Consider the following 20,455-nt stretch of genomic DNA (forward strand, 5'->3'; position numbering starts at 1 on the left):
GTCCAAGGTCGAGCCGAGCTTCAAGGACCTCGGTACATTCTTGTTAGATACCAGTCTGATGCCTGAACTCATTAGGGGGGCGGGTGAGAAGTCGCTCGTCAGCGACTCTGGAATTAAAAAAAACATCGATTCTTATCATGCTCTCGTTCAGCGCTATAAGCAGGCAGATAGCCACCTTGAAAACATTTATCAACGTTTTCCTGATGGCGAGCATCGGCGAACGCCGGGAGTGCTTAATGAAGTAAAGGCACAAAACCTGATTAAATTTTCGGCGCTGGAACAACTGAATGATTTACTGCCTTCGGAGCTAAAGTTTGACCAGCAGCAACACTACTTTGCGTCTCGGCTGATTAATAATTGGGATTATTTGAATTTTTCCTTTTGCAATTTTGGTTACTTTCAACCCGATAATGCCAAGGGTCAATACAGAGGCATGACTGTTGATTTTGGCGGAAGCGGTACCTTGGGTTTTGGTGGGCTTTCCAAGGCAGAGAGTTTTGAGCGTGCAACCCAGGGGGCACGACCGGAGAACCCATTGAAGTCCACCAGCCTGTTTGAGCGAAAGGATTCAACATTCTCCAGCGATTTTCCCCCCTCGCTAACGGGTATCAGCACTATCCCGCGGAGCCGGCCGCTACTTTCTACCATCAAAGATCTAGTCAAGACTGAAAACGATGTTTATGAAGCCAAAAATGTCCAGACTCACGAAAAGGCGCTCGGGCCGGCTTTGGAAGTCGCCTACAGATTGTCGATATTACCTGATCAAGCAATTCAGCAGTTTTTTGCCGAAAACTGGGTGGCAGGCAGTCAGGATTTTCCATATCGCGACAAGAGCCCGGAACATAATGTCAGCACACAACAAATGACAACGATCATGGTCGACAGGAAGAACGCATTTATCGACCTGTTCGGGCAGCGAAACATTCAACGCTGGGAGGCCAACAACTCTGGCAGCGCAGCGCAGGCGAGGGCTCAGGTGGAGCGTTCGGTCAATAGCCTGATTGAAGGCCAGCATAAGATCAGGCCACTTGGCGTTGGTAGCCAGACGATCTGACGCTGTCTACAACAAGCCTTCCTTGAACGTAACGCCTTGTTTATCGCGTTGGTTCTCTGGGGAAAAACTGATGGTCGTTTCGACACGAGAGGATTCAGCTGTTGGTAGCGCAACAGCAATTGGACATTTTGCTGTTTGGTGATGGGCAAAAAATAGCTCTTATTCCTGTAACCCATTGGCGCCTATGGTGATTTAAATCCGGCACGACTCCTGCAATTACTCCGATATCCCATCGGAGCCTGGAGTCGGCCCATGTCTGCCCACCCTCAACAACCTGCCCATATCATCCGCTCAGACGCGGAGGCCATCGAGGTCGCCAAACGCCTGGCCGAGCGCTTTGCCGTCGACGCCAGCGCGCGTGACCGTGAGCGGCGCCTGCCTGTCGCCGAACTGGACGAATTTTCCGCCAGCGGCCTGTGGGGTATCACCGTTCCCAAGGCCTATGGCGGCGCCGAGGTGTCCTATGTGACGGTGGCCGAGGTGATCAAGTTGATCTCCGCCGCCGACCCGTCCTTGGGGCAAATCCCGCAGAACCACCTGGGCGTGGTGGATATCCTGCTGCAAACCGCGACGGAGGAACAAAAGCGTCACTACTTCGGCAAGGTCCTGGCGGGTTATCGCTTCGGTAACGCCTTCTCCGAGGCCAAGAGCAAAAACGCCGGCACCTTCGATACCCAGATCCGCTTTCACGACGACACCGCGCAAATCAACGGCGAGAAGTTCTACTGCACCGGCGCGTTGTTCGCGCATATCGTGCCCACCGTAGGTAACAACGAAAAAGGCCAGGCCTTCATCGGCCTCGTCGAGCGCGATGCGCCAGGCCTTACCGTCATCGACAACTGGGACGGCTTCGGCCAGCGCACCACCGCCAGCGGCGGCGTAACCCTCGACGGCGTGAGCGTGCCCTTGAGCGCGGTGATTCCCGCCCACCTGGCGTTTGACCAACCCACGGCCGATGGGCCGATTTCGCAAATTATCCAGGCCGCTGTGGACACCGGCATTGCCCTCGGCGCCCTTGAACAGGCAAAAATCTTCGCGCGCCAGGCCCGTCCCTGGATCGATAGCCAGCAGGATCACGGCTGGCAGGACCCGTTCACCATCGCCGCCATCGGTGATTTGCAATGGCGTGTGCACGGCACCGAAGCGATCCTCGCCAAGGCCGGCCTGGCCGTCGACCGCGCCCTCGCCGAACCGGATGAAGACACCGTCGCCCAGGCCTCGCTGGTCGTCGCCCAGGCCAAGGTCCTGTCGGCCGAAACCGCGTTGCTCGCCAGCAGCAAACTCTTCGAACTGGCCGGCACCCGCTCCGTCACCGCCAAGCACAACCTCGACCGCTTCTGGCGCAACGCGCGGACCCACACCCTGCACGACCCGGCCCGCTGGAAATACCACCTGATCGGCAATTACGTGCTCAACGGCGTCAAGCCTGCGCGCCACGCCTGGAACTGAGGACCTGACCCATGACCGCACTGACGCTCGCACGCCAACTGCTGGACAGCACCCGTCGCCACGTCGAAAAAAGCGACGACCCCTACGTGATCAGCCGCTTCGGCGATTGGCAGATTCGCGTGGATGTGGCGGCCGCCTTGCTGGAACGCGCCGAAACCGATCCAAGCCCGGTCGCCCTCACCGAAGCGCAGATCGCCGCCGCTGAAGCCTTGCTCTTTGCCAGCAACACCGAATTCGAACTCACCGGCCAACGCACCGCGCTGCCATCGACCCTGGATGATCCGTTGCGCCGCAAATACCAGGTCGTCGGCAACTACCACCTCAACGGAGTGCTGTGATGTCCCGTGAAATCCGCTTGAACGCCTTCGACATGAACTGTGTCGGCCACCAATCGCCGGGCCTGTGGGCGCATCCGCGTGATCGCTCGTGGCAGTACAAGGATCTTGAGTACTGGACCGACCTGGCGAAGATCCTTGAGCGCGGCAAGTTCGACGGCCTGTTTATCGCCGACGTGCTGGGCATCTACGACGTCTACAACGGCAATGGCGACGCGGCGATTCGCCAGGCGACCCAGGTGCCGGTCAACGATCCGTTATCGCTGATCGCACCGATGGCGCTGGTCACCGAACACCTGGGTTTTGGCCTGACCGCGTCGCTGTCGTTCGAGCACCCGTATCCGTTTGCCCGCCGTCTCTCGACCCTCGACCACCTGACCAAGGGTCGTATCGGCTGGAACATCGTCACCTCCTACCTGGAAAGCGGCGCCAAGAACCTTGGCCAGAAAGCCCAGACCGAACACGACGCACGCTACGACTACGCCGAGGAATACCTGGAGGTCTGCTACAAGCTCTGGGAAGGCAGTTGGGAAGAGGGCGCGGTACTGCGCGACCGCGAACGTCGGATTTTCAGCGACCCGAGCAAGATCCACGAGATCCGCCATGTCGGCAAACACTTCCAGGTGCCCGGCATCCACCTGTGCGAACCGTCGCCGCAGCGCACGCCGGTGCTGTACCAGGCCGGTGCGTCCAGCCGTGGCAAGCAGTTCGCCGCCGAGCAGGCCGAATGCGTGTTCGTTGCCGCGCCGTCCAAGGTGCTGCTGAAAAAGACCGTCGCCGATATCCGCCGCCGTGCCGCCGAAGCTGGGCGCGACCCGAAGAAGATCCTGATCTTCAACTTGCAGACGGTGATCGTCGATGAGACCGACGCCAAGGCCAAGGCCAAATTCGACGAATACAAATCCTACGCCAGTTATGAAGGCGCGATGGCACTGATCTCCGGCTGGACCGGGATCGATTTCAGCCAGTTCAAGCCGGATGAACCGCTCAAGCACGTGCACACCAATGCGATTCAATCGGCGGTGGAAGCTTTCTCCACGGCGGACCCGAACAAGGTCTGGACGCCCAACGAACTGGCCGATTGGGTCGGTATCGGCGGCTTTGGCCCGCTGTTCGTCGGCGGCCCGGAAACCGTGGCGGACCTGTTGCAGGAGTGGGTCGAAGAGACCGACGTCGACGGCTTCAACCTAGCCTATGCGCTGACCCACGAAACCTTTGTCGACGCCGTCGAATGGCTGGTGCCGGAGTTGCAGAAGCGCGGCGTGTACAAGACCGAATACGCCCAGGGCACGTTGCGCGAGAAGTTGTTCGGCGACGGTGCAAGGTTGGGTGCGAACCACCCGGGCGCCGGCTATCGCGATCTATCGAATGCACATAAATCCAATGTGGGGGGCTTGCCCCCGATGGCGGTGGCTCAGTCAAAGGCGTTCTAACTGACACACCGCCATCGGGAGCAAGCCGAATCGTCGCACCGCCCCTCCCACAGTTGTCCTGTGTCGATCCAAATAATCAAGCCAGCGGACCACCGCACGCACACCCCCCAATAGGAGCAACCCCCTATGAGCGTGCACGAACCAACGGCCCTCCTGGAGCACCTGCAACGCTGGGCACAACTCACGCCGTTGCACATCGCCCTGCGCCACAAGCGCCAGGGCCAGTGGTACGCCTGGCGCTGGATCGACATCTTGCGCGACGTCGAACGCCTGGCCGATGGTTTGCGCCAGCAAGATTTCAGTCAACAGTCACGCTTGGTGCTCTGCGGCGCCTTTGAACCGAACCTGCTGTTGCTGGCGTTGGCGGCCCAGTCCGTCGGCGGGCAGGTGCTGACGCTGGCCGATAACCTCGAGCCGCAGGCCTTGGAGCAACAGCTGTGGCGTATTCATCCCAGCCACGCCTACGTTCAAGGTCGCCAGCGCGATTGGACGTTCACCCAGCGGTTGAATTTCGCCCAACTGCTCGGCCCTGTGGACCCGGCGCAACACCTGCAGCGGTGGTGGCAGCCAGCGGACGAAACCGCGCTGTGGAGCGAAGAGGGCACCCAGTGGCAAGGCGGCTTGGCCGTGGTGCTCGAGCAGTGGCTGAGCAGCGGCCACGGCCTGGCCTTCCCGGAAAGCCTGGCCTCGGCGCGGCGTGATCGCAGCGAAGTCGCGCCCACCGGCCTGCTGCTGTCGCCCGCCCGTTTGCTGCACCTGGCCGACGAGATCGAAAGCCGCCTGGCACCCCACGGCACCTGGCGTCGGCGCCTGTGCGACTGGGCCATCGCCCACCCGCACAGCGGCCTGCGCCGCCTGCTGAAAAACCGCGTGCGCAAACTGCTGGGTTTCCAGCGGCTGGTCTCTATCTGGCAGCCCCTCAAGTCCAATGCTGAGCCGACGTGGCTTGCCGAATTCAAACGGGAGCGTGCATGAGCCAAGCCATTCTCCAGGTGCGGGACATCTCGCTGTCGTTCAAGGGCGTCAAGGCGATCAATGGGCTGTCGTTCGAGGTAGCGCGCGGTGAAATCTGCGCGTTGATCGGGCCCAACGGCGCCGGCAAGAGTTCATTGCTCAACGTACTTAACGGCGTGTATCGCTTCGATGCCGGCGAGATCGTTTTCGAGGCGCAACACTTCCACCGCATCGACCCCCTGGGCGCCGCGCGCCGTGGTATCGGCCGTACCTTCCAGAACAACGCCCTGTTCAAGAAAATGAGCGTGCTCGACAACATCCTCACCGGCCTGTCGCGGCATATGCGCACCACCTTTATCGAACAGGCCCTCGGTTTGCCACGCGCACGCCGTGAAGCCGAAACCTTCCGCCTGCGCGCCCAGGGCATCCTTGAATTCCTGGAGCTGCAAGCCTACCGCGATGTGCTGGTGGGCAACCTGTCCTATGGCCTGCAAAAGCGCGTGGAGCTGGGCCGTGCGTTGATCGCCGGGCCGAGCCTGTTGCTGCTGGACGAACCCATGGCCGGCATGAACGCCGAGGAAAAACAGGAAATGGCGCGCTTTGTCGCCGACGTGAACCGCGACCTCGGCACCACCGTGGTGTTGATCGAACACGACATGGGCGTGGTCATGGGCCTGTCCGACCATGTGGTGGTACTCGACTACGGGCGCAAGGTCGGTGACGGCACACCCGCCGAGGTGCAGGCCAACCCCGAGGTGATCGCGGCCTACCTGGGAGTGACGCACTGATGACGTTCTTCTTCGAAACCCTGCTCGGCGGCCTGCTCGCCGGCACCATGTACTCCCTGGTCGCCATCGGCTTCGTGCTGATCTACAAGGCCAGCGGCGTGTTCAATTTTGCCCAGGGCTCGATGCTGCTGTTTGCCGCGCTGACCTTCGTCAGCCTCCATGACCAAGGCGTGCCGTTTGCCCTGGCGTTGCTGTTGACGGTGATCGTGATGATCGTCGGCGCCTTGCTCATCGAACGCCTGGTGCTGCGGCCACTGGTGAACCGCTCGCAAATCACGCTGTTCATGGCGACCTTGGGCCTGTCGTTCATTATCGAAGGCCTGGCCCAAGGCGTGATGGGCTCGCAAGTGCGCGCCCTGGACCTGGGCATCGACGACGTACCGCTGTTCGTCGGTCCGCTGATGCTCAGCCAGTTCGACCTGATCGCCGCAGCCGTTGCCGTGGTGCTGGTGACGGTGCTGGCGCTGCTGTTCAACAAGACCCGCATTGGCGTGTCGCTGCGCGCGGTGGCGGATGACACCACGGCTGCGCTGTCCATCGGCATCAACCTCAACCGCATCTGGCAGATCGTCTGGGCAGTGGCCGGCATTGTCGGGCTGGTGGCGGGGTTGTTGTGGGGCGCGCGCCAGGGCGTGCAGTTTTCGCTCTCGCTGGTGGTGCTCAAGGCGTTGCCGGTGTTGATCATCGGCGGCTTCACCTCGATTGGCGGGGCGATTGTCGGCGGGCTGATTGTCGGTGCGGCGGAGAACCTCGCCGAGGTGTATATCGGTCCGCTGATCGGTGGCGGTATCACGCCGTGGTTCGCCTATGTCCTGGCATTGTCCTTCCTGTACATCCGTCCCGCCGGCCTGTTCGGCGAGCGCGCCATCGAGCGAGTCTGAAAGCATGTCGATCCCTGTTGCTGAACACACCGCACCGTTGCTGCTGATTCAACGGCGCGTGCCCTGGAGCCTGGTCGGCCTGCTGGCAGTGGCGTTTATCGTGGTGCCGCTGTGGGGCAATGACTATTGGCTCAACGCGATCCTGATCCCGTTCCTGGTGCTGTCGCTGGCCGGGCTGGGCCTGAATTTACTCACCGGCTACACCGGACAAACCTCGGTCGGTGCCGCCGGGTTCATGGCCGTCGGCGCCTTCGCCACCTATGGGTTTCTGCTGCGCCTGCCGGAGCTGGGCCTGCCGGTGGCGCTGCTCGGCGGCGGGATCATCAGTGCGTTGGTCGGGCTGCTGTTTGGCTTGCCCAGCTCGCGGATCAAAGGCTTCTACCTGATGGTCACGACGTTGGCCGCGCAGTTTTTCCTGGAGTGGCTGTTCGTCAAATTCCCCTGGTTCTACAACTACGGTTCGTCCGGAACCATTTCGGCGCCGAAGCTGGCGTTGTTCGGCCATGACCTCAACACGCCGCTGGGCCGCTACTGGCTGACCCTGGTCACGGTGCTGCTGTTGACCTGGGCCGCCGTCAACCTGGTGCGCAGCCAGGTGGGCCGCAACTGGATGGCGATCCGCGACATGGACACCGCCGCCGCCGTGGTCGGCATCCCGGTGGTGCGCTACAAGCGCCTGGCGTTTGCGGTCAGTTCGTTCTACCTCGGCATCGCCGGCGCGTTGTGGGCGTTTGCCTACCTGGGCACGGCCAGCGCCAGCAGCTTCGACATCAATCGCTCATTCCAGATCCTGTTCATCATCATTATCGGCGGCATGGGCAGCATCGCCGGCAACTTCGTCGGCGCGGCGTTTATCAGTCTGCTGCCGATCTTCCTCAGCCATGCCGGGCAGGCGTTGTTCGGTGGCTCGGTGGACGCGGGGCAGTTGCAGAACCTGCAGAAAATCATTTTTGGCGTGTTGATCATCGTGTTCCTGATCAAGGAGCCCGAGGGCTTGATTCGCCTGTTGCACAACCTTCGCGATCGGCTGCGTCAGTGGCCCCTACGTTTCTGACTGAATAAGAGAATCCCTATGCGTGCATCCTTGAAACGCTCCCTGGCCGGCGCCGCCTTCGCGCTGGCTGCCCTGGCCGGTGCCGTGCCACAGGCAATGGCCTCGGCCGACCAGCAGTTCTTTCCCTTGGCCACCTACCGCGTCGGCGCCTACGCGTCCAGCGGCGTGCAGGTGTGGGCCGGGATGATCGACTACCTGCGCTATATCAACGAGGTCGAAGGCGGCATCAATGGCGTCAAGCTGGTGTGGCAGGAATGCGAGACCGAGTGGACGGCGGAGAAGGGCATCGAGTGCTACGAGCGCTTCAAGAACGGCCTGGATGGCGCGCCGGTCGCGGTGTACCAGCCCAACGGCGCACCGGCGGCGTATGCGCTCAGCGAAAGGGCAGAGGTGGACAAGATCCCGCTGATCACCCTCGGCTACGGTCGCACCGAAGCCACCGACGGCACCGTGTTCCCGTACAACTTCCCGGTGATGCTGACGTTCTACAGCGAGGCGTCGACCCTGGTGAACTACATCGCCCAGCGCGAAGGCGGCTTCGACAAACTCAAGGGCAAGAAGATCGCCACGGTCTACCACGACTCGGCCTACGGCCGCGAAACCCTTGGCCCGCTGAAATTGCTGGCGGAAAAATACGGCTTTGAAAACATCCAGATTCCGGTGGCCGACCCGGGTAACGAACAGTCTGCGCAATGGCGCCAGGTACGCCAGGCCAACCCGGATTGGGTGTTCCTGCGCACCTGGGGCGTGTCCACGCCGGTGGCGGTGAAAACCGCGGCCCGCTTCGGCTTTCCGGTGGACCATATCATCGGTGATATCTGGGCCAGTTCCAGCGAAGACGTATTGCCCGCAGGTGCCGCCGCCAAGGGCTACCTGGCACTCACGCCTTACCCGGCAGGTGCGGATTTCGAGATCCACAAACGCCTCAAGCAATACATCCTCGACAAGGGCCACAGCGACCTCAAGGACCTGAAAAACTTCGGCAGCGTCTACTACAACTCCGGCCTGGTGAACGCCGCCGTAGCCGTGGAAGCGATCCGCACCGGCCAGGCCAAGTTCGGCAAGCGTCCGCTCAATGGCGAAGAAGGCCGCTGGGGCCTGGAACACCTGAATATCGATGACGCGCGCTTGAAGGACATGGGCTACCTGGGCTTGATGCAGAACCTCAAGTTGTCATGCCGCGACCACGAAGGCGGCGGTTCAGCGCGCGTGCAGCAATGGGACGGTGCCCACTGGACGCTGATCAGCGACTGGATCGCTGCCGACCGCGCGTTGCTGCGCCCGCTGATCGATGAAAAATCCGCCGCCTTCGCCAAGGAAAAAGGCCTGACGCCACGCACCTGCACCGGGGATGAATAAACCATGAGCCAGCTCGCTACCGAAGCCACCAGCCCGTCGTTGTTGACGGTCAACGATATTGAAGTGATCTACGACGGCGCGATCCTCGCCGTGGCCGGCGTGTCGCTGAGCGTGCCCAAGGGCGCTATCGTCGCCTTGCTCGGGGCCAATGGCGCCGGCAAGAGCACCACCCTCAAGGCGATCTCCGGGTTGGTGCGTGCCGAGCGCGCCGAAGTCAGCCGGGGCGTGATCGAATACGCCGGCGTCGACCTGGCCGGCGTCGACCCCAGCCAGCGCGTGCGCCAAGGCATGGTGCATGTGCTGGAAGGTCGCCATGTATTCGGCCAGCTCACCGTCGAAGACAACCTGCGCAGCGGCGGCTTTGTCCGGCGCCTGAGCCGCAAGGCCATGGAGCAAGACCTGGAGCGCATCTACGCCTGGTTCCCCCGGCTCAAGACCAAGCGCCACACCCGCGCCGGCCTGACGTCCGGCGGCGAGCAGCAAATGGTCGCCATTGGCCGCGCATTGATGACCCGTCCTACTTTGGTACTGCTCGACGAGCCGTCCATGGGTTTGGCGCCTATGATCGTGCAGGAGATCTTCGAGATCATCGCGCAGCTCAACCGCGAGCAGCAGGTGAGCTTCCTGATCGCCGAGCAGAACATCAACGTCGCGCTCAACTATGCGTCCCAGGGCTACGTGCTGGATACTGGGCGCGTGGCCTTGAGTGGCAGCGCCGCCGAGCTGTTGGCGCGGGGCGATTTGCACGATATTTATCTGGGTAAACAGTAAAGGCGAATATGCATGACTGAATCCCTCCGCAACGCTGATGTCCTGATCATCGGCGGCGGCCTGAGCGGCACGATGCTGGCGGTGCAACTGCTGCGCCGGCCTGGGCAGCGCCGGATCCTGGTGATCGAACCGCGCGTGGAACTGGGCCGTGGCGAGGCCTACAGCGCCGTCGAACTGGGCCACACCTTGAACGGCAATGCGGCGCGCATGAGCGTCGACCCGGACAATGCCGATGACCTGACCCAATGGCTCACCGACTACATTGGCGCCGGTGGTTGGCCCGAGTCGGACCAGCAGCACGTGCCTATCAGCGAACTGTTCCCGCCACGCGGGATTTTTGGCCTGTATGCGCAGCAACGGCTGGCTGAAGCCAAGGCGTTGTCGGCGTCCACCGTCGAGCATATCCGCGCCGAAGTCGTCGACCTGCAAGTCGGCGACGATTCAGTGTTGCTGACCCTCGACAATGGCCAGCAACTGCGCGGCGCCCAGGCGGTGTTGGCCACCGGCATGTTCCCGGCGGCGCGCACGCCGCAGACCGAATCCAGCGGTTTGAACGCTGCTGCGGTGGATCCTTGGGACGTGCAGGCCATGACCCGGATCGACCCGCAGGCGCCCGTGCTGATCATCGGCTCCGGGTTGACCATGGTCGACGCCGTGGTGTCCCTGGAACAGGCTGGGCATCGTGGGCCCATCGAGGTGTTTTCACGCCACGGCTTGTTGCCCCATGTGCGCCGGCAGCCACCGGGCTGGGAGGATTTTCTCGCTGCTGACCACGCCTTGCGCAGCCCTCGGCAACTGCTGCACGAGGTGCGTCGCCAATGCGGCCTCGCACTGGCGCAGGGTATCGATTGGCAGGCGCCACTGGACACCGTGCGTGCGCATATCGGCCGGTTGTGGAGCCAGGCCAGCGAGGGCGAGAAACGTCAGTTCGTGCGGCATGTGCGGCCCTGGTGGGAAAGCCATCACCACCGCTCACCGCCGTTGAGTGCGCAGCTGGTGGCAAGGCTGCATGAAGCTGGGCGGTTGCGCATTCGCGCGGCGTCGTTCAAGGGGCTGGAGCCTGCGGGTGAGGGTGTGACCATTCGTTTGCGTTATCGGGGCGAACAGGCGATCACCCAGGTGTCGGGCGCAGCGCTGATCAATTCCAGCGGCATCGAATACGACTGGCGCCGCGTGGCCCGGCCGCTGCCGCAGCAGTTGCTCAAGCGCGGGCTGATCACGCCGGGGCCGTTGGCGTTGGGGATTGCGGCGGACACGTCCGGCGCCGTGCTGGATGCCCAGGGCCAGGTCAGCGCGCGATTGTTCGCCATGGGCCCGCCGTTGCGGGGGATGTGGTGGGAGAGCACGGCGGTGACGGATGTGGCGCTTCAGGCCAAGGCATTGGCATTGAAGTTGGCGCATTTCTAAATGTGGGAGGCACCTGTGGGAGGGGGCTTGCTCCCGATAGCGGTGTGTCAGACACAGGTTTTTAACTGATCCACCGCCATCGGGAGCAAGCCCCCTCCCACAGGGGATCTCCATTTATCTTGAGGTCTTTACGAAGCCGGGTTTTAGGCCGAATACTTCCACCCCCTGCGGCGTCGATTGCCCGGTGGTCACCTTCACCCGCTCCACCGGCTTATCCATCGCTTCTCGATACTCCACCGTCCTATCCGCCTGGATCGCTTCGCTCGGAATCACTATCGCCTGCGCATTGTTGTAGGTGACGATGGTCAACCGCGCGCTCATCCCCAGCCGTACCCGCTGCAACTGTTGCGGGGTCAGCTTGGGAATCGACAACGTCACCGGAAACTGCGCGCTGCCCTGGCTGTCGCTGGCGATCGCCAAGCCGCTGACCACACTCACCGAGCCGCTCAGCCGTTCGCCGTCAAAGCCATCGCCCAGCACTTCTACCGCCTGGCCCTGATGCAGTTGGTTGATGTCCAGCTCAGAGACCTTGGCGACGATTTTCAGCCGCTCGATATTGGCCAGGCCGAACAGCACCTGGCCCTGGCTGACCCTGCTGCCGGCCTGAATGGGCGCGTTCGTGTTGCCGCCGCCTGGGGGCCCATTATTGCCGGGCGCGGGCACGACGATGCCGGAGAACGGCGCCTTGATCTCCTTGCCTGCTAGCAACGTGCGCAGGGCCTCGTATTTCACCGTGGCGTTGGTCAGCTCCATGTCGGCGATCTGGCGGTATTCGCCCTTGCCCTGATCGAGGGCCTGTTGCAGTTCGCTGCGGGCGGAGGCGAGGTCCAGTTGTTGCTGCTGGGTCTGCTGCTTGAGATCGTCCAGCTCATTGCGCGGGATGATGCCGCGCTTGAACAGGTTTTCGCTTTCAGTGAGTTTGCGTTGGGTGTTGCCGGCGGTCATCTCGGCAGTGCGCAGGCTACGGTGCGCACGGCTGACGGTGGGGCCGCTGTCCCAGTCCTGCATTTCCTGCACTGTGCGCCGCGCCTTGAGCTGGGCGGAGAGGGCCTCGCGCAGTTGCACTTCAAGGGTGGCCGGGTCCATGCGCAGCAGTACCTGGCCGGCTTCGACCCGCTGGCCTTGCTCCACCAGATTGGCCTGTACATTGCCATCGAACGGCGCGGTGAGGGTGAGGGTGGTGTCGGGCTCGATCTTGCCCACCAGGCCGATCTGGTGCACCAGCGGGTCGGGCTTGACGGCCAGCCATTGCTCGCCGGTGGTGGCCGGGCCTTCGGCCGGGCTGCGCAGGGCCAGCCCGGCGCCGGCCAGCAGCACGATCAACACAGCGCCCAGCAGGCCTTTCTGTTTAATAGTCATTGAGGGCGATTTCCCAACTTTCCAGCGTCATGCCCAGGGTCAAGTCGAGCTGGGTCTGGGCGTTCAAATAAGCGATCAGTGCGTTGAGCTGTGCGTTTTCGGCGTTGCGCAGGTCGGTCTCGAAACTCAGTACCTGGAAGTTGGTGGAGCGCCCGGCGCTGAGCTTTTCCCGCTCGATCTCGATCTTGCGCCGCGACAACTCCACCGCGCGCTGGGAGATTTCATACTGGCGCCAGCGGGTGCCAAGGTCGCGCACCACGTCGTTGACGTTGCGTTCCAGTTCCTGGCGGGCGTCGGTGATGCGGATCTCCTGGTCCTCCACGTTGACCCGCGCGCGCACTTCGGCCTGGCGCGTGCTGATGTCGCCGATGGGAATCTGCACCTGCACCCCGGCGTAGCTGTCCCAGGTGCGGTTGTTGGTGCTGCCGCCGTCGTTATTGTAGGCGTCACGTATCTGGTTCGCGCCGGCCACCAAGTCCACCTGCCAGCGCCCGGAGTCCTTGGCGATCACCAGGTTGAGGTCGGCCTGCTGGCTGCCGAGCAGGGCGGCGAGGTATTCCGGTTGCTGGGTCTGCGCGAGGTTGAAGGCCTGGCGCTTGTCGATCTGCATGGGCTTGGCCTCCAGGGCTTCGGTGGCGCGAATCGGCGTCGACAGGTCCAGGGCCAGCAGGCGCAGCAAGGCCAGGCGGCTGGTGTCCAGTTGGTTCTGCGCTTCTTCGACGCCCAGTTGCTGGGTGGCGATGTCGGCTTCGGTCTGCACGATTTCGAATTCGGCCATGCGCCCGGCACTGATCAATGCCTTGTTCACCTCCAGCAACGTACCGGAGCGCTTGAGGGCGTCCTGCACAATGCTCAGTTGCTCCTGGGCCCGCAGCAGTTCGCGATAGGTGGCGATGATCTGGCTGATGGTCTGCGCCACGGTCGCCTTGAGGTTCAGGCGGTTGGCCTGCTCCGACAGGCGTGACAGGCGCAACGGTGCGGTGGTGGCGTCCCAGCCGGCGCCGCGCATCAATGGCTGGATGATCGCCAGGTCGAGGCCGTCGCTGCGGTAGCGGCCGGCGCGGTCGGCGTTGTTCAACTGCTGGGTCCAGGCCATGCTCAGGCGGGTGCCGTACTCACTGAGCAAGCTGGTGGCCGGCGCTACGTTGGCATTGCGCGCACTGTCCTGGGAGCCGCGGGTGCTGCGGTAATAGCTGTTGAGGGTGAGCTTGGGGTTGAACACGTCTTCGGCGACGCGCAGGTCGAATTTCTGCGCCACCCGTTGCAGGTAGGCGCTGCGGATCGCCGGGTTGTTGCGCAGGCCCAGGTACACCGCATCGCCGAGGGTGAGGGCGGTGACCTGGGCGTTCAGCGAAACGCTACGGTCGTAGCCGCTGCGCGTGGTACTCGGCGCCGACGGCTTGATGATCACATCGGCGGCCATGCCGTGCAGGCTGATCAACACGAGCAACCCTAGCCATTTACTCATCGCGCAAGGCCTCCACCGGCTGCAACCGTGAGGCAGACACCGCCGGGTAGATGCCAAAGAACAAGCCCACCAGCAAGGTACTGCCCACTCCCAAAGGCAGGGCGGCGGCGGCCAGGTCGAATACCCAGCCCGATAGCCAGGCATAGAGCCAGGCGGCGGTCATCCCGAGTACCGCACCGCACAGCGCGCCGACGGCGGTGAGGGTGACGGCTTCGAGCAGGAACAGGTTGCGGATGTCCCGCTGGCGAGCGCCCAGGGCCATGCGGATGCCGATTTCGCGGCGGCGCTCCGACACGTTCATCAGCATCACGTTCATCACCCCCACGCCACCGCCCACCAGGGAGATGGCGCCGAGGGCCAGCAGCAGGTAGGCGAAGGTGCGGCTTTGCCGGGTCATGCCGTCGATCATTTGCTGGGGCACCTGGATGTCGACCGTGTGGTCGGTGAGCTGGGGCTGCAAGGCGACGGCGGCTTCCCTGGCAATGTGTTCCATGTCCTGGCCGGGCGCGGCGCGGATAATCACATTGCCGATCTGCGGCATGGCATAGATGCGGCGCATGCCTTCGGCGGGGATGAACAGCGACTCGTTGGCCTGTACCGGCATCAGCATTGCCCTGGGCTGGTTCTGCAGAATGCCCACCACCAGGAACAGGTAATCGTTGATGCGCACGCGATCGCCCAGTTGCAACGGATCACCTGGCGTCCCGAGGGCCTCGGCGATCTGGGCGCCGATCACACCATAGGTTTCGTTGGCGTCGAAGCTCGACAGGAAGCGCCCCTGCTGCAGCACCATGCGCATCGCCTGGGGGATGTCCGGCGTAGTGCCGACGAAGTTCGCGTTGACGGTGCGGCCATGGAACACAATGGGCCCGCTGAACACGGTGAGTGCGCCGATATGGGCAATGCCCGGCACGGCCTGGCGTACTGCCTGCAGGTCGAGTTGCGTGCGCATCGGTACGTTGCTGCTGCCTTTGGGCGGGAACTGCACCACCAGGGTGTCGGTGCCCATGTCCTTGAAAATCATCGCGGCATCCACCGCCGCGTTATGGCCGATATTGATCAGTGCCACCACCGATGAACTGCCGATCACGATGCCCAGCAGGGCCAGTACCGAGCGCTTGCCCAAGGTGCGCAGGCTGACGAAGGCTTCATGCAGCAATTGGCTGAAGCTCTGTTCGACCCGCAGGCTCATAGGCGGTCGGCCTCGTGCACCACGCCATTGCGCACCAGGATCTTGCGGTCCAGGCGTGCGGCGATCTGCGGGTCGTGGGTGACGATGATCAGCGTCACCTGCTGCTCGCGGTTCAGCGCCAGGAGCAGGTCCATGATGTCCTGGGCGGTGCTGCTGTCGAGGTTGCCGGTGGGTTCGTCGGCCAGGATCACCGAAGGCTTGCCCACCAATGCACGGGCAATCGCCACACGTTGGCGCTGGCCACCGGAGAGGTCGGCAGGGCGATGGTGGGCGCGTTCCGCCAGCCCGACCTGTTCGAGCATGCGCAGGGCCTGCTCCACCGATTCATGCCGCGACACACCGCGATAGCTCAGGGGCAGGGCGACGTTGTCCAGGGCGCTGAGGCGCGGTAGCAGGTTGAAGCTCTGGAACACAAAACCGATCTGCTGGTTACGGATCGCTGCCAGTTCGTCCGGGGAGGCGCTGAAGATATCGTGGCCGGCAAAGTGGTACTGGCCGCTGTTGGGCAAGTCCAGGAGGCCGAGGATATTGAGCAGGGTGCTTTTGCCGGAGCCTGAGGCGCCGAGGATGCCGCAGCTGTCACCGCGAGCGATGGACAGGCACACCTCATTGAGAATGGTCAGTTCTTGCCCGGCGAGCTGATAGCGCTTGCCGATGCCTTGCAGGGAGATCAAGCCTGGGTGCGCGCGGGTATCTGTCATCGTGACTACGCCTGCAGTCTCGACGCCGCCGTCATGCCCCCTGTAAATCTTTGTAACAAGTTCGGGAGCTGTCTGGTTCGCGTCACGGACTGGTTTTATTTCTTGTTTTTAAAATATTGTTTGAATACTAACCGTGTTCCGTGGGCTTCGCCAGCCATGGGTGTAGAGCGGTTTCACCCTTTGAAACGATTTCAGTCGCGGGTGTGAGGGTCTACCAAAACACCCCTGACTCGCCTAAAAATGCCCGCTGGCAAAGGCTTTGGATAGTATGGCGGTGTGTCACTACTTGCTTTCAACCGGCCGCCCCGGTATAAAAAATCAAATTATTTTTTAAAACAATATTTCCGCCGTGGAACCCTTATGGTCGCGAAGAAACTCAGCGCTCCAAACGTTACCAAGACTCGATTGCTGGATGCGACAGAGGCTCTCTTCATTAAGTACGGTTATGACGCTGTCTTGTTACGGCAGATTACCGAGCGCGCCCAGGTGAACCTGGCTGCCGTGAACTACCACTTCGGGGACAAGGACTCCCTGATGAAGACCCTGCTGATGCAACGCCTGGAGCCGCTCAATGAACAGCGTCTGGAGCTGCTGGCGCGCTGCGAAGCCGAATCCGATGGCCCGCTGGATTGCGACACCTTGCTCGGCGTGCTCTTCGCCCCGGCCATGGGCCTGGAGCGCAGCGACCCGGCGAGCGGCGAAGGACGGTCGTTCATTCGTTTCCTCGGTCGGGTGTACAGCGACACCTCGCCGTTTATCCAGGAATACCTCAAGGTGCATTACCAACCGGTGTTCCAACGCTTCTTCGAAGCCTTCGCCCTGGCCTTGCCGGACCTACCGCGCAATGAGCTGGGAGTGCGCCTGCAATTTGCCCTCAAGGCCATTTCCGGGGTCATGGCCGGCACCGAACTGCGCCTGCTGATGAATTCCATGAGCCTGGGCCGCCCGGCGACGGATGCCGAGGTGATGGCCAAGCTGATCACCCTGGTCTCGGCGGCGATTCGTGTGCCGCAGCAAAGCCCGGAAGCCGAGCACGCGCTGGCCAAGGTGCTGGATACCCAGCGTGCCATTCGTGAACAAGCGGCTGCGCCAGCTGCCAAGGCCTCGCGTTAACTCAAATCCCAGGCAAAAAAAAGCCCGCTGGGGCGGCGGGCTTGATGTGCAACATTTGTAACGGATGAGGCTTCACCCTACGTCTCGGGATGTGAATAAAACGTGAAAAATATGTAAGGGAAAGTTAGAGGCGAAAAAATAGCGACTGTCAGCCGCCCGGCTGCCTTTCGTCGGTACCTGTTAATTCTGACAGTAGGCGATTTCCTCGTTTGGGTATTTGATTTCCACAATGTTCAGCCGCTGAAAGTGGAATGCGATGCTTATTAACAGGAGCCGCTTAAATGACCTCAGTCAAACAAAAACATCAGCTGGAGCCGGTAGATATTCCGTTGATGTTTCCTCGTATTGAAGATGACGTGGAGGGCGCCGATGGCGGGCTTGGCAGTCTGCATGTCACGCGTGACCTCGTCGTTCATGTGAACTATGCCTCGCCAGTGCCTGCGGGTACCACGTTCCAGCTGATGTGGCAGGGAGCAAATCCGGTAGGTTTTCATCTGGTTCGTGTTGGCGACCCACCGCGCACCCGTTTCCCTATTACGGTACCCGTTAACGTCATCCGTGAGCGCTGGGCCGACCCGGTGTATTGCCGAATTATCCCGAGCAATGCGCCGCCTCAGCAAACACTACCACTGCGGCTCAGAGTCAACCTGCAGAGACCCGGCGGCAAGGCTCCCGAGCCAACGGAAGACGGGCATCGCGGGCTGGTGTTTGAGCTTGAACCGGACGTGGCACTCGAAGGGGTCAGTGAAAAAAAAGCCAAGGTCGGGGTTCTGGTCACTTGTCGCAAGTGGCAGAACATGGGGGCTTATGACCTTCTTACGCTGGTTTGGGGGTCAGAAAAAATTGATCATCTGGTTCAGCCGGAAGAAGTTAATGACGACATAATCCTCACAGTCACTCCAGAGATGATTCGTGCAGCCGGTGACAGCGAAACGCTTCCCGTGGCAATGACAGTGACGGGGAATACCGGAAACCTGCCCGATGAGAATGCGCGTTGGTCAGTGGTTTCGCGTGTGGACGTGCATGCTGACAGTCAACGTATGGACTCGCCCTGGATTCAATACCCACCGGTCGACTCTAAGATCGACCTTGCAGATATCGGCAATGGCGCTGTAGAGGTTGGTTGCTATGTGACAACGAATGATGCGCTGCTCTACACCCATATCCATATGTTTTGGGTCGGTACGGCGGAAGATGGTGCATCTGTTCCGCACTCGGAAACCAGAGCAATAGCAGGTGCCAAATCCCATTACTTTGAAGTGCCCAATGGCTTGGTCAGTGCAATTGCCAAGGGCCGTGCGATTGTCTATTACACGCTTGACGGTCCTGAAGGGACATCTGCGCGTTCAAACTACCGGCATGTGATCGTCGAAGGTGAAATCCGGCAGTGGAAGTCACCCACCGTAGAGGGAGAGTTGGATGGCCAAATTGACCCGGATCTCCCCGAGGCGACGATCCACGTACCGATACAAGACGGTTGGCGATCATTTGAAGCGCTGGAAGTGAAGCTGCTGGCCAGTGATACGGGCGGCACGGTGGAACACAGCATTGGTATCGTACTGGGTGATATTCCACCGGGCGAGGAGCAGTTGGATGTCGTGCTTGACGGGAAGGATCTGCGCCGATTCAAAGGACGCCTGACTGAACTGTTCTATACGGCGGCCAAGGAAGGCGAAAGGCCGCGTGAGTCTTTGCGCCGTGTGCTGAAAGTCGGTGAACTGGAAGCGGATATGCCCGCACCGATCGCTCGCGATGCGCCGGATGGCGTTCTCCATCTGGACAGCGTTTCGCCGTTTGGTACGCCGGTTGACGCGCCATTCAACGATGTGGAATTCGGCGATTGGATAGCGTTGCACATCAATGGTGTGCACAGCGTGGACTTGCTCAAACAGGTGAATATCCCCGGTGTTGCCCTGTCTTTTGACGTATTGCCGCGCGACGTGGAGCCCAACCGGGGCGAAGATACTTCGCTCTACTACACCCTCAAGCGAGGTAACTTGCCTGAGCGCTACTCCCTGACCACGCCCTTGCATATTGTTTGAGGCCGCTCGGTCAGATTTTCCAGTGGCTGGCGCTCTTCGCCAGCCGTTGGCGCATCGCGTCCACATTCGCCGCCAGTTGCACCGTCAACAATCGATACCCATCCAGCGCACTGTAAACCGGCGCATCCAGCATGGGCTCGCCGCCGCCGATAGGGCTGGGTCGCTCCAGCCGCTCCGTGACCCCCGACTTCAATGCCCGTGCCATCCCCACCAACTGCACTCGAATCTGCCGGTGTTCGGCTTTCAACATCACCTGCATGCGCGCCATCGCCTGTTCATCCCGAGGGTTCGGGCGGGTGTTGCCGAGAATCTCCAGGGTGCTGATGCACATGCGCAGATGCCGTTGGATGGCGTCCAGTTCGGTCATGGAAATCCGCACTTCCTTGGACACCGACGGCATCAGCGAGCGCAATTGCAGCATGGCGGCGTTCAAGCGGTTGAGCACCTTGAGGTGCTCATCATCGGTGACCGACTGGCCATTGATGATCCGACTATAGATCGCAGCGCAGTCGCGCAACGCGCTGGACAGGTTGTAGCGCCACGAGTACACGGCATACAGCGGCAGGGCGAAGGAGAAGGCCAGGGCCAACACGATGCCGATGAGGATGTCGACCGTGCGCCACAAGCCATCCGAGATCGGATTGTCACCGTGTCCGGCCACGATAAACACCGTGATCGCCGACAGCAGTGCGATGTAGCCGCCCTTGCCGATGGCGTGATAGGAAAAGAACCCGCACACCACCGACATCAGCAGGTAGGTCAGCAGCGGCTGGCCGAAGTAGGCCTGTTGCACCACCAGCAACAAGCCGACGCTGGCGCCGATCAAGGTGCCGTAGGCGCGTTCCACGGCTTTCTTGCCGATATTGCCGTGGTGCTGCAAGCCGCCGATCACAATCAGCATGGTCACCGACGCCCATTCACCGTGGGGCAGGTTGATGCCGGTGGTCAGCAGGATCGTCGCCAGCAAGCCGATGGACACGCGCACGGCGTGGATCAGCTTGGCGTGGCGATAGCGGCGGTACGGGTCGAGCAAGGGGCGCAGCAGGCGCCGGGCGAAGAGTGGCAGGTTCATCAGTACTAAAGTGGCCTCGGTGT

18 protein-coding genes are annotated in these 20,455 nt (G+C 61.8%); 13 read left to right on the forward strand and 5 right to left on the reverse strand.

Annotated elements, in window-relative coordinates; translation table 11 throughout:
- The 11 genes from AD670_RS03610 to AD670_RS03660 all read left to right on the forward strand — a co-directional run.
- The coding region (locus AD670_RS03610; RefSeq protein WP_218187621.1) for a hypothetical protein at positions 1-1,054 on the forward strand (1,054 nt) is incomplete at its 5' end.
- Positions 1,055-1,306: 252 nt separating this feature from the next.
- A complete protein-coding gene (locus AD670_RS03615; protein WP_053128421.1) occupies positions 1,307-2,503 on the forward strand; it encodes an SfnB family sulfur acquisition oxidoreductase in 1,197 nt (398 codons plus the stop codon).
- A gap of 11 nt (positions 2,504-2,514) precedes the next feature.
- Positions 2,515-2,841 carry an acyl-CoA dehydrogenase gene (locus AD670_RS03620; protein ID WP_053128422.1) on the forward strand — a complete coding sequence of 109 codons (327 nt, stop codon included), beginning with the start codon at positions 2,515-2,517 and terminating at the stop codon, positions 2,839-2,841.
- Positions 2,841-4,271, forward strand: coding sequence for an LLM class flavin-dependent oxidoreductase (locus AD670_RS03625; protein WP_053128432.1), 1,431 nt, complete (start codon positions 2,841-2,843; stop codon positions 4,269-4,271). Before AD670_RS03620 ends, AD670_RS03625 begins: the two co-directional genes overlap by 1 nt.
- A 126-nt stretch (positions 4,272-4,397) precedes the next feature.
- Complete coding sequence (locus tag AD670_RS03630; RefSeq protein WP_053128434.1) at positions 4,398-5,246, forward strand: AMP-binding protein; 849 nt, start codon at positions 4,398-4,400, stop codon at positions 5,244-5,246.
- Positions 5,243-6,013: an ABC transporter ATP-binding protein gene (locus tag AD670_RS03635; protein WP_053128436.1), complete on the forward strand. Its 771-nt coding sequence runs from the start codon at positions 5,243-5,245 to the stop codon at positions 6,011-6,013. Before AD670_RS03630 ends, AD670_RS03635 begins: the two co-directional genes overlap by 4 nt.
- On the forward strand, positions 6,013-6,894 hold the full coding sequence (locus AD670_RS03640; protein WP_027606301.1) for a branched-chain amino acid ABC transporter permease: 882 nt from the start codon (positions 6,013-6,015) through the stop codon (positions 6,892-6,894). The genes AD670_RS03635 and AD670_RS03640 overlap by 1 nt, the downstream gene beginning before the upstream one ends.
- A gap of 4 nt (positions 6,895-6,898) precedes the next feature.
- The gene (locus AD670_RS03645; protein ID WP_053128438.1) at positions 6,899-7,948 is read left to right on the forward strand and encodes a branched-chain amino acid ABC transporter permease; all 1,050 of its coding nucleotides are present in this window, start codon (positions 6,899-6,901) and stop codon (positions 7,946-7,948) included.
- A gap of 18 nt (positions 7,949-7,966) precedes the next feature.
- On the forward strand, positions 7,967-9,307 hold the full coding sequence (locus AD670_RS03650) for an ABC transporter substrate-binding protein (RefSeq protein ID WP_053128440.1): 1,341 nt from the start codon (positions 7,967-7,969) through the stop codon (positions 9,305-9,307).
- Between the two features lie 3 nt (positions 9,308-9,310).
- Positions 9,311-10,078: an ABC transporter ATP-binding protein gene (locus AD670_RS03655; protein ID WP_053128442.1), complete on the forward strand. Its 768-nt coding sequence runs from the start codon at positions 9,311-9,313 to the stop codon at positions 10,076-10,078.
- Between the two features lie 12 nt (positions 10,079-10,090).
- A complete protein-coding gene (locus tag AD670_RS03660; RefSeq protein ID WP_053128443.1) occupies positions 10,091-11,485 on the forward strand; it encodes an FAD/NAD(P)-binding protein in 1,395 nt (464 codons plus the stop codon).
- A 114-nt stretch (positions 11,486-11,599) separates the two neighbouring features.
- On the opposite strand, the gene AD670_RS03665 is transcribed toward AD670_RS03660, so the two are convergent.
- From AD670_RS03665 to AD670_RS03680, 4 genes are read right to left on the reverse strand one after another with little or no spacing between them, the layout of a single operon-like run.
- Positions 11,600-12,844: an efflux RND transporter periplasmic adaptor subunit gene (locus AD670_RS03665; RefSeq protein ID WP_053128444.1), complete on the reverse strand. Its 1,245-nt coding sequence runs from the start codon at positions 12,842-12,844 to the stop codon at positions 11,600-11,602.
- Positions 12,834-14,312, reverse strand: coding sequence for a TolC family protein (locus AD670_RS03670; RefSeq protein ID WP_053128445.1), 1,479 nt, complete (start codon positions 14,310-14,312; stop codon positions 12,834-12,836). The genes AD670_RS03665 and AD670_RS03670 overlap by 11 nt, the downstream gene beginning before the upstream one ends.
- Complete coding sequence (locus tag AD670_RS03675) at positions 14,305-15,504, reverse strand: ABC transporter permease (RefSeq protein ID WP_053128446.1); 1,200 nt, start codon at positions 15,502-15,504, stop codon at positions 14,305-14,307. Before AD670_RS03675 ends, AD670_RS03670 begins: the two co-directional genes overlap by 8 nt.
- Positions 15,501-16,205 (reverse strand): ABC transporter ATP-binding protein, encoded by a 705-nt coding sequence (locus AD670_RS03680; RefSeq protein WP_053128448.1) that lies wholly within the window; start codon positions 16,203-16,205, stop codon positions 15,501-15,503. The genes AD670_RS03675 and AD670_RS03680 overlap by 4 nt, the downstream gene beginning before the upstream one ends.
- Before the next feature lie 360 nt (positions 16,206-16,565).
- On the opposite strand from AD670_RS03680, the gene AD670_RS03685 reads away from it, so the two are divergent.
- Both AD670_RS03685 and AD670_RS03690 read left to right on the forward strand, forming a co-directional pair.
- Positions 16,566-17,318, forward strand: coding sequence for a TetR/AcrR family transcriptional regulator (locus AD670_RS03685; RefSeq protein WP_053128450.1), 753 nt, complete (start codon positions 16,566-16,568; stop codon positions 17,316-17,318).
- A 281-nt stretch (positions 17,319-17,599) separates the two neighbouring features.
- On the forward strand, positions 17,600-19,360 hold the full coding sequence (locus AD670_RS03690; RefSeq protein WP_053128451.1) for a hypothetical protein: 1,761 nt from the start codon (positions 17,600-17,602) through the stop codon (positions 19,358-19,360).
- A 10-nt stretch (positions 19,361-19,370) separates the two neighbouring features.
- On the opposite strand, the gene AD670_RS03695 is transcribed toward AD670_RS03690, so the two are convergent.
- Positions 19,371-20,432 carry an FUSC family protein gene (locus tag AD670_RS03695; protein ID WP_053128453.1) on the reverse strand — a complete coding sequence of 354 codons (1,062 nt, stop codon included), beginning with the start codon at positions 20,430-20,432 and terminating at the stop codon, positions 19,371-19,373.
- Between the last annotated feature and the right edge of the window lie 23 nt (positions 20,433-20,455).

This window comes from Pseudomonas sp. MIACH (assembly GCF_001269925.1).
Taxonomy (GTDB): Bacteria; Pseudomonadota; Gammaproteobacteria; order Pseudomonadales; family Pseudomonadaceae; genus Aquipseudomonas.

Excerpts from the sequence above, each read along its gene's own strand:
- AD670_RS03615 (WP_053128421.1), top strand. The coding sequence starts at position 1,307 with ATGTCTGCCCACCCTCAACAACCTGCCCATATCATCCGCTCAGACGCG.
- AD670_RS03620 (WP_053128422.1), top strand. The coding sequence starts at position 2,515 with ATGACCGCACTGACGCTCGCACGCCAACTGCTGGACAGCACCCGTCGC.
- AD670_RS03625 (WP_053128432.1), top strand. The coding sequence starts at position 2,841 with ATGTCCCGTGAAATCCGCTTGAACGCCTTCGACATGAACTGTGTCGGC.
- AD670_RS03630 (WP_053128434.1), top strand. The coding sequence starts at position 4,398 with ATGAGCGTGCACGAACCAACGGCCCTCCTGGAGCACCTGCAACGCTGG.
- AD670_RS03635 (WP_053128436.1), top strand. The coding sequence starts at position 5,243 with ATGAGCCAAGCCATTCTCCAGGTGCGGGACATCTCGCTGTCGTTCAAG.
- AD670_RS03640 (WP_027606301.1), top strand. The coding sequence starts at position 6,013 with ATGACGTTCTTCTTCGAAACCCTGCTCGGCGGCCTGCTCGCCGGCACC.
- AD670_RS03645 (WP_053128438.1), top strand. The coding sequence starts at position 6,899 with ATGTCGATCCCTGTTGCTGAACACACCGCACCGTTGCTGCTGATTCAA.
- AD670_RS03650 (WP_053128440.1), top strand. The coding sequence starts at position 7,967 with ATGCGTGCATCCTTGAAACGCTCCCTGGCCGGCGCCGCCTTCGCGCTG.
- AD670_RS03655 (WP_053128442.1), top strand. The coding sequence starts at position 9,311 with ATGAGCCAGCTCGCTACCGAAGCCACCAGCCCGTCGTTGTTGACGGTC.
- AD670_RS03660 (WP_053128443.1), top strand. The coding sequence starts at position 10,091 with ATGACTGAATCCCTCCGCAACGCTGATGTCCTGATCATCGGCGGCGGC.
- AD670_RS03665 (WP_053128444.1), bottom strand. The coding sequence starts at position 12,844 with ATGACTATTAAACAGAAAGGCCTGCTGGGCGCTGTGTTGATCGTGCTG.
- AD670_RS03670 (WP_053128445.1), bottom strand. The coding sequence starts at position 14,312 with ATGAGTAAATGGCTAGGGTTGCTCGTGTTGATCAGCCTGCACGGCATG.
- AD670_RS03675 (WP_053128446.1), bottom strand. The coding sequence starts at position 15,504 with ATGAGCCTGCGGGTCGAACAGAGCTTCAGCCAATTGCTGCATGAAGCC.
- AD670_RS03680 (WP_053128448.1), bottom strand. The coding sequence starts at position 16,205 with ATGACAGATACCCGCGCGCACCCAGGCTTGATCTCCCTGCAAGGCATC.
- AD670_RS03685 (WP_053128450.1), top strand. The coding sequence starts at position 16,566 with ATGGTCGCGAAGAAACTCAGCGCTCCAAACGTTACCAAGACTCGATTG.
- AD670_RS03690 (WP_053128451.1), top strand. The coding sequence starts at position 17,600 with ATGACCTCAGTCAAACAAAAACATCAGCTGGAGCCGGTAGATATTCCG.
- AD670_RS03695 (WP_053128453.1), bottom strand. The coding sequence starts at position 20,432 with ATGAACCTGCCACTCTTCGCCCGGCGCCTGCTGCGCCCCTTGCTCGAC.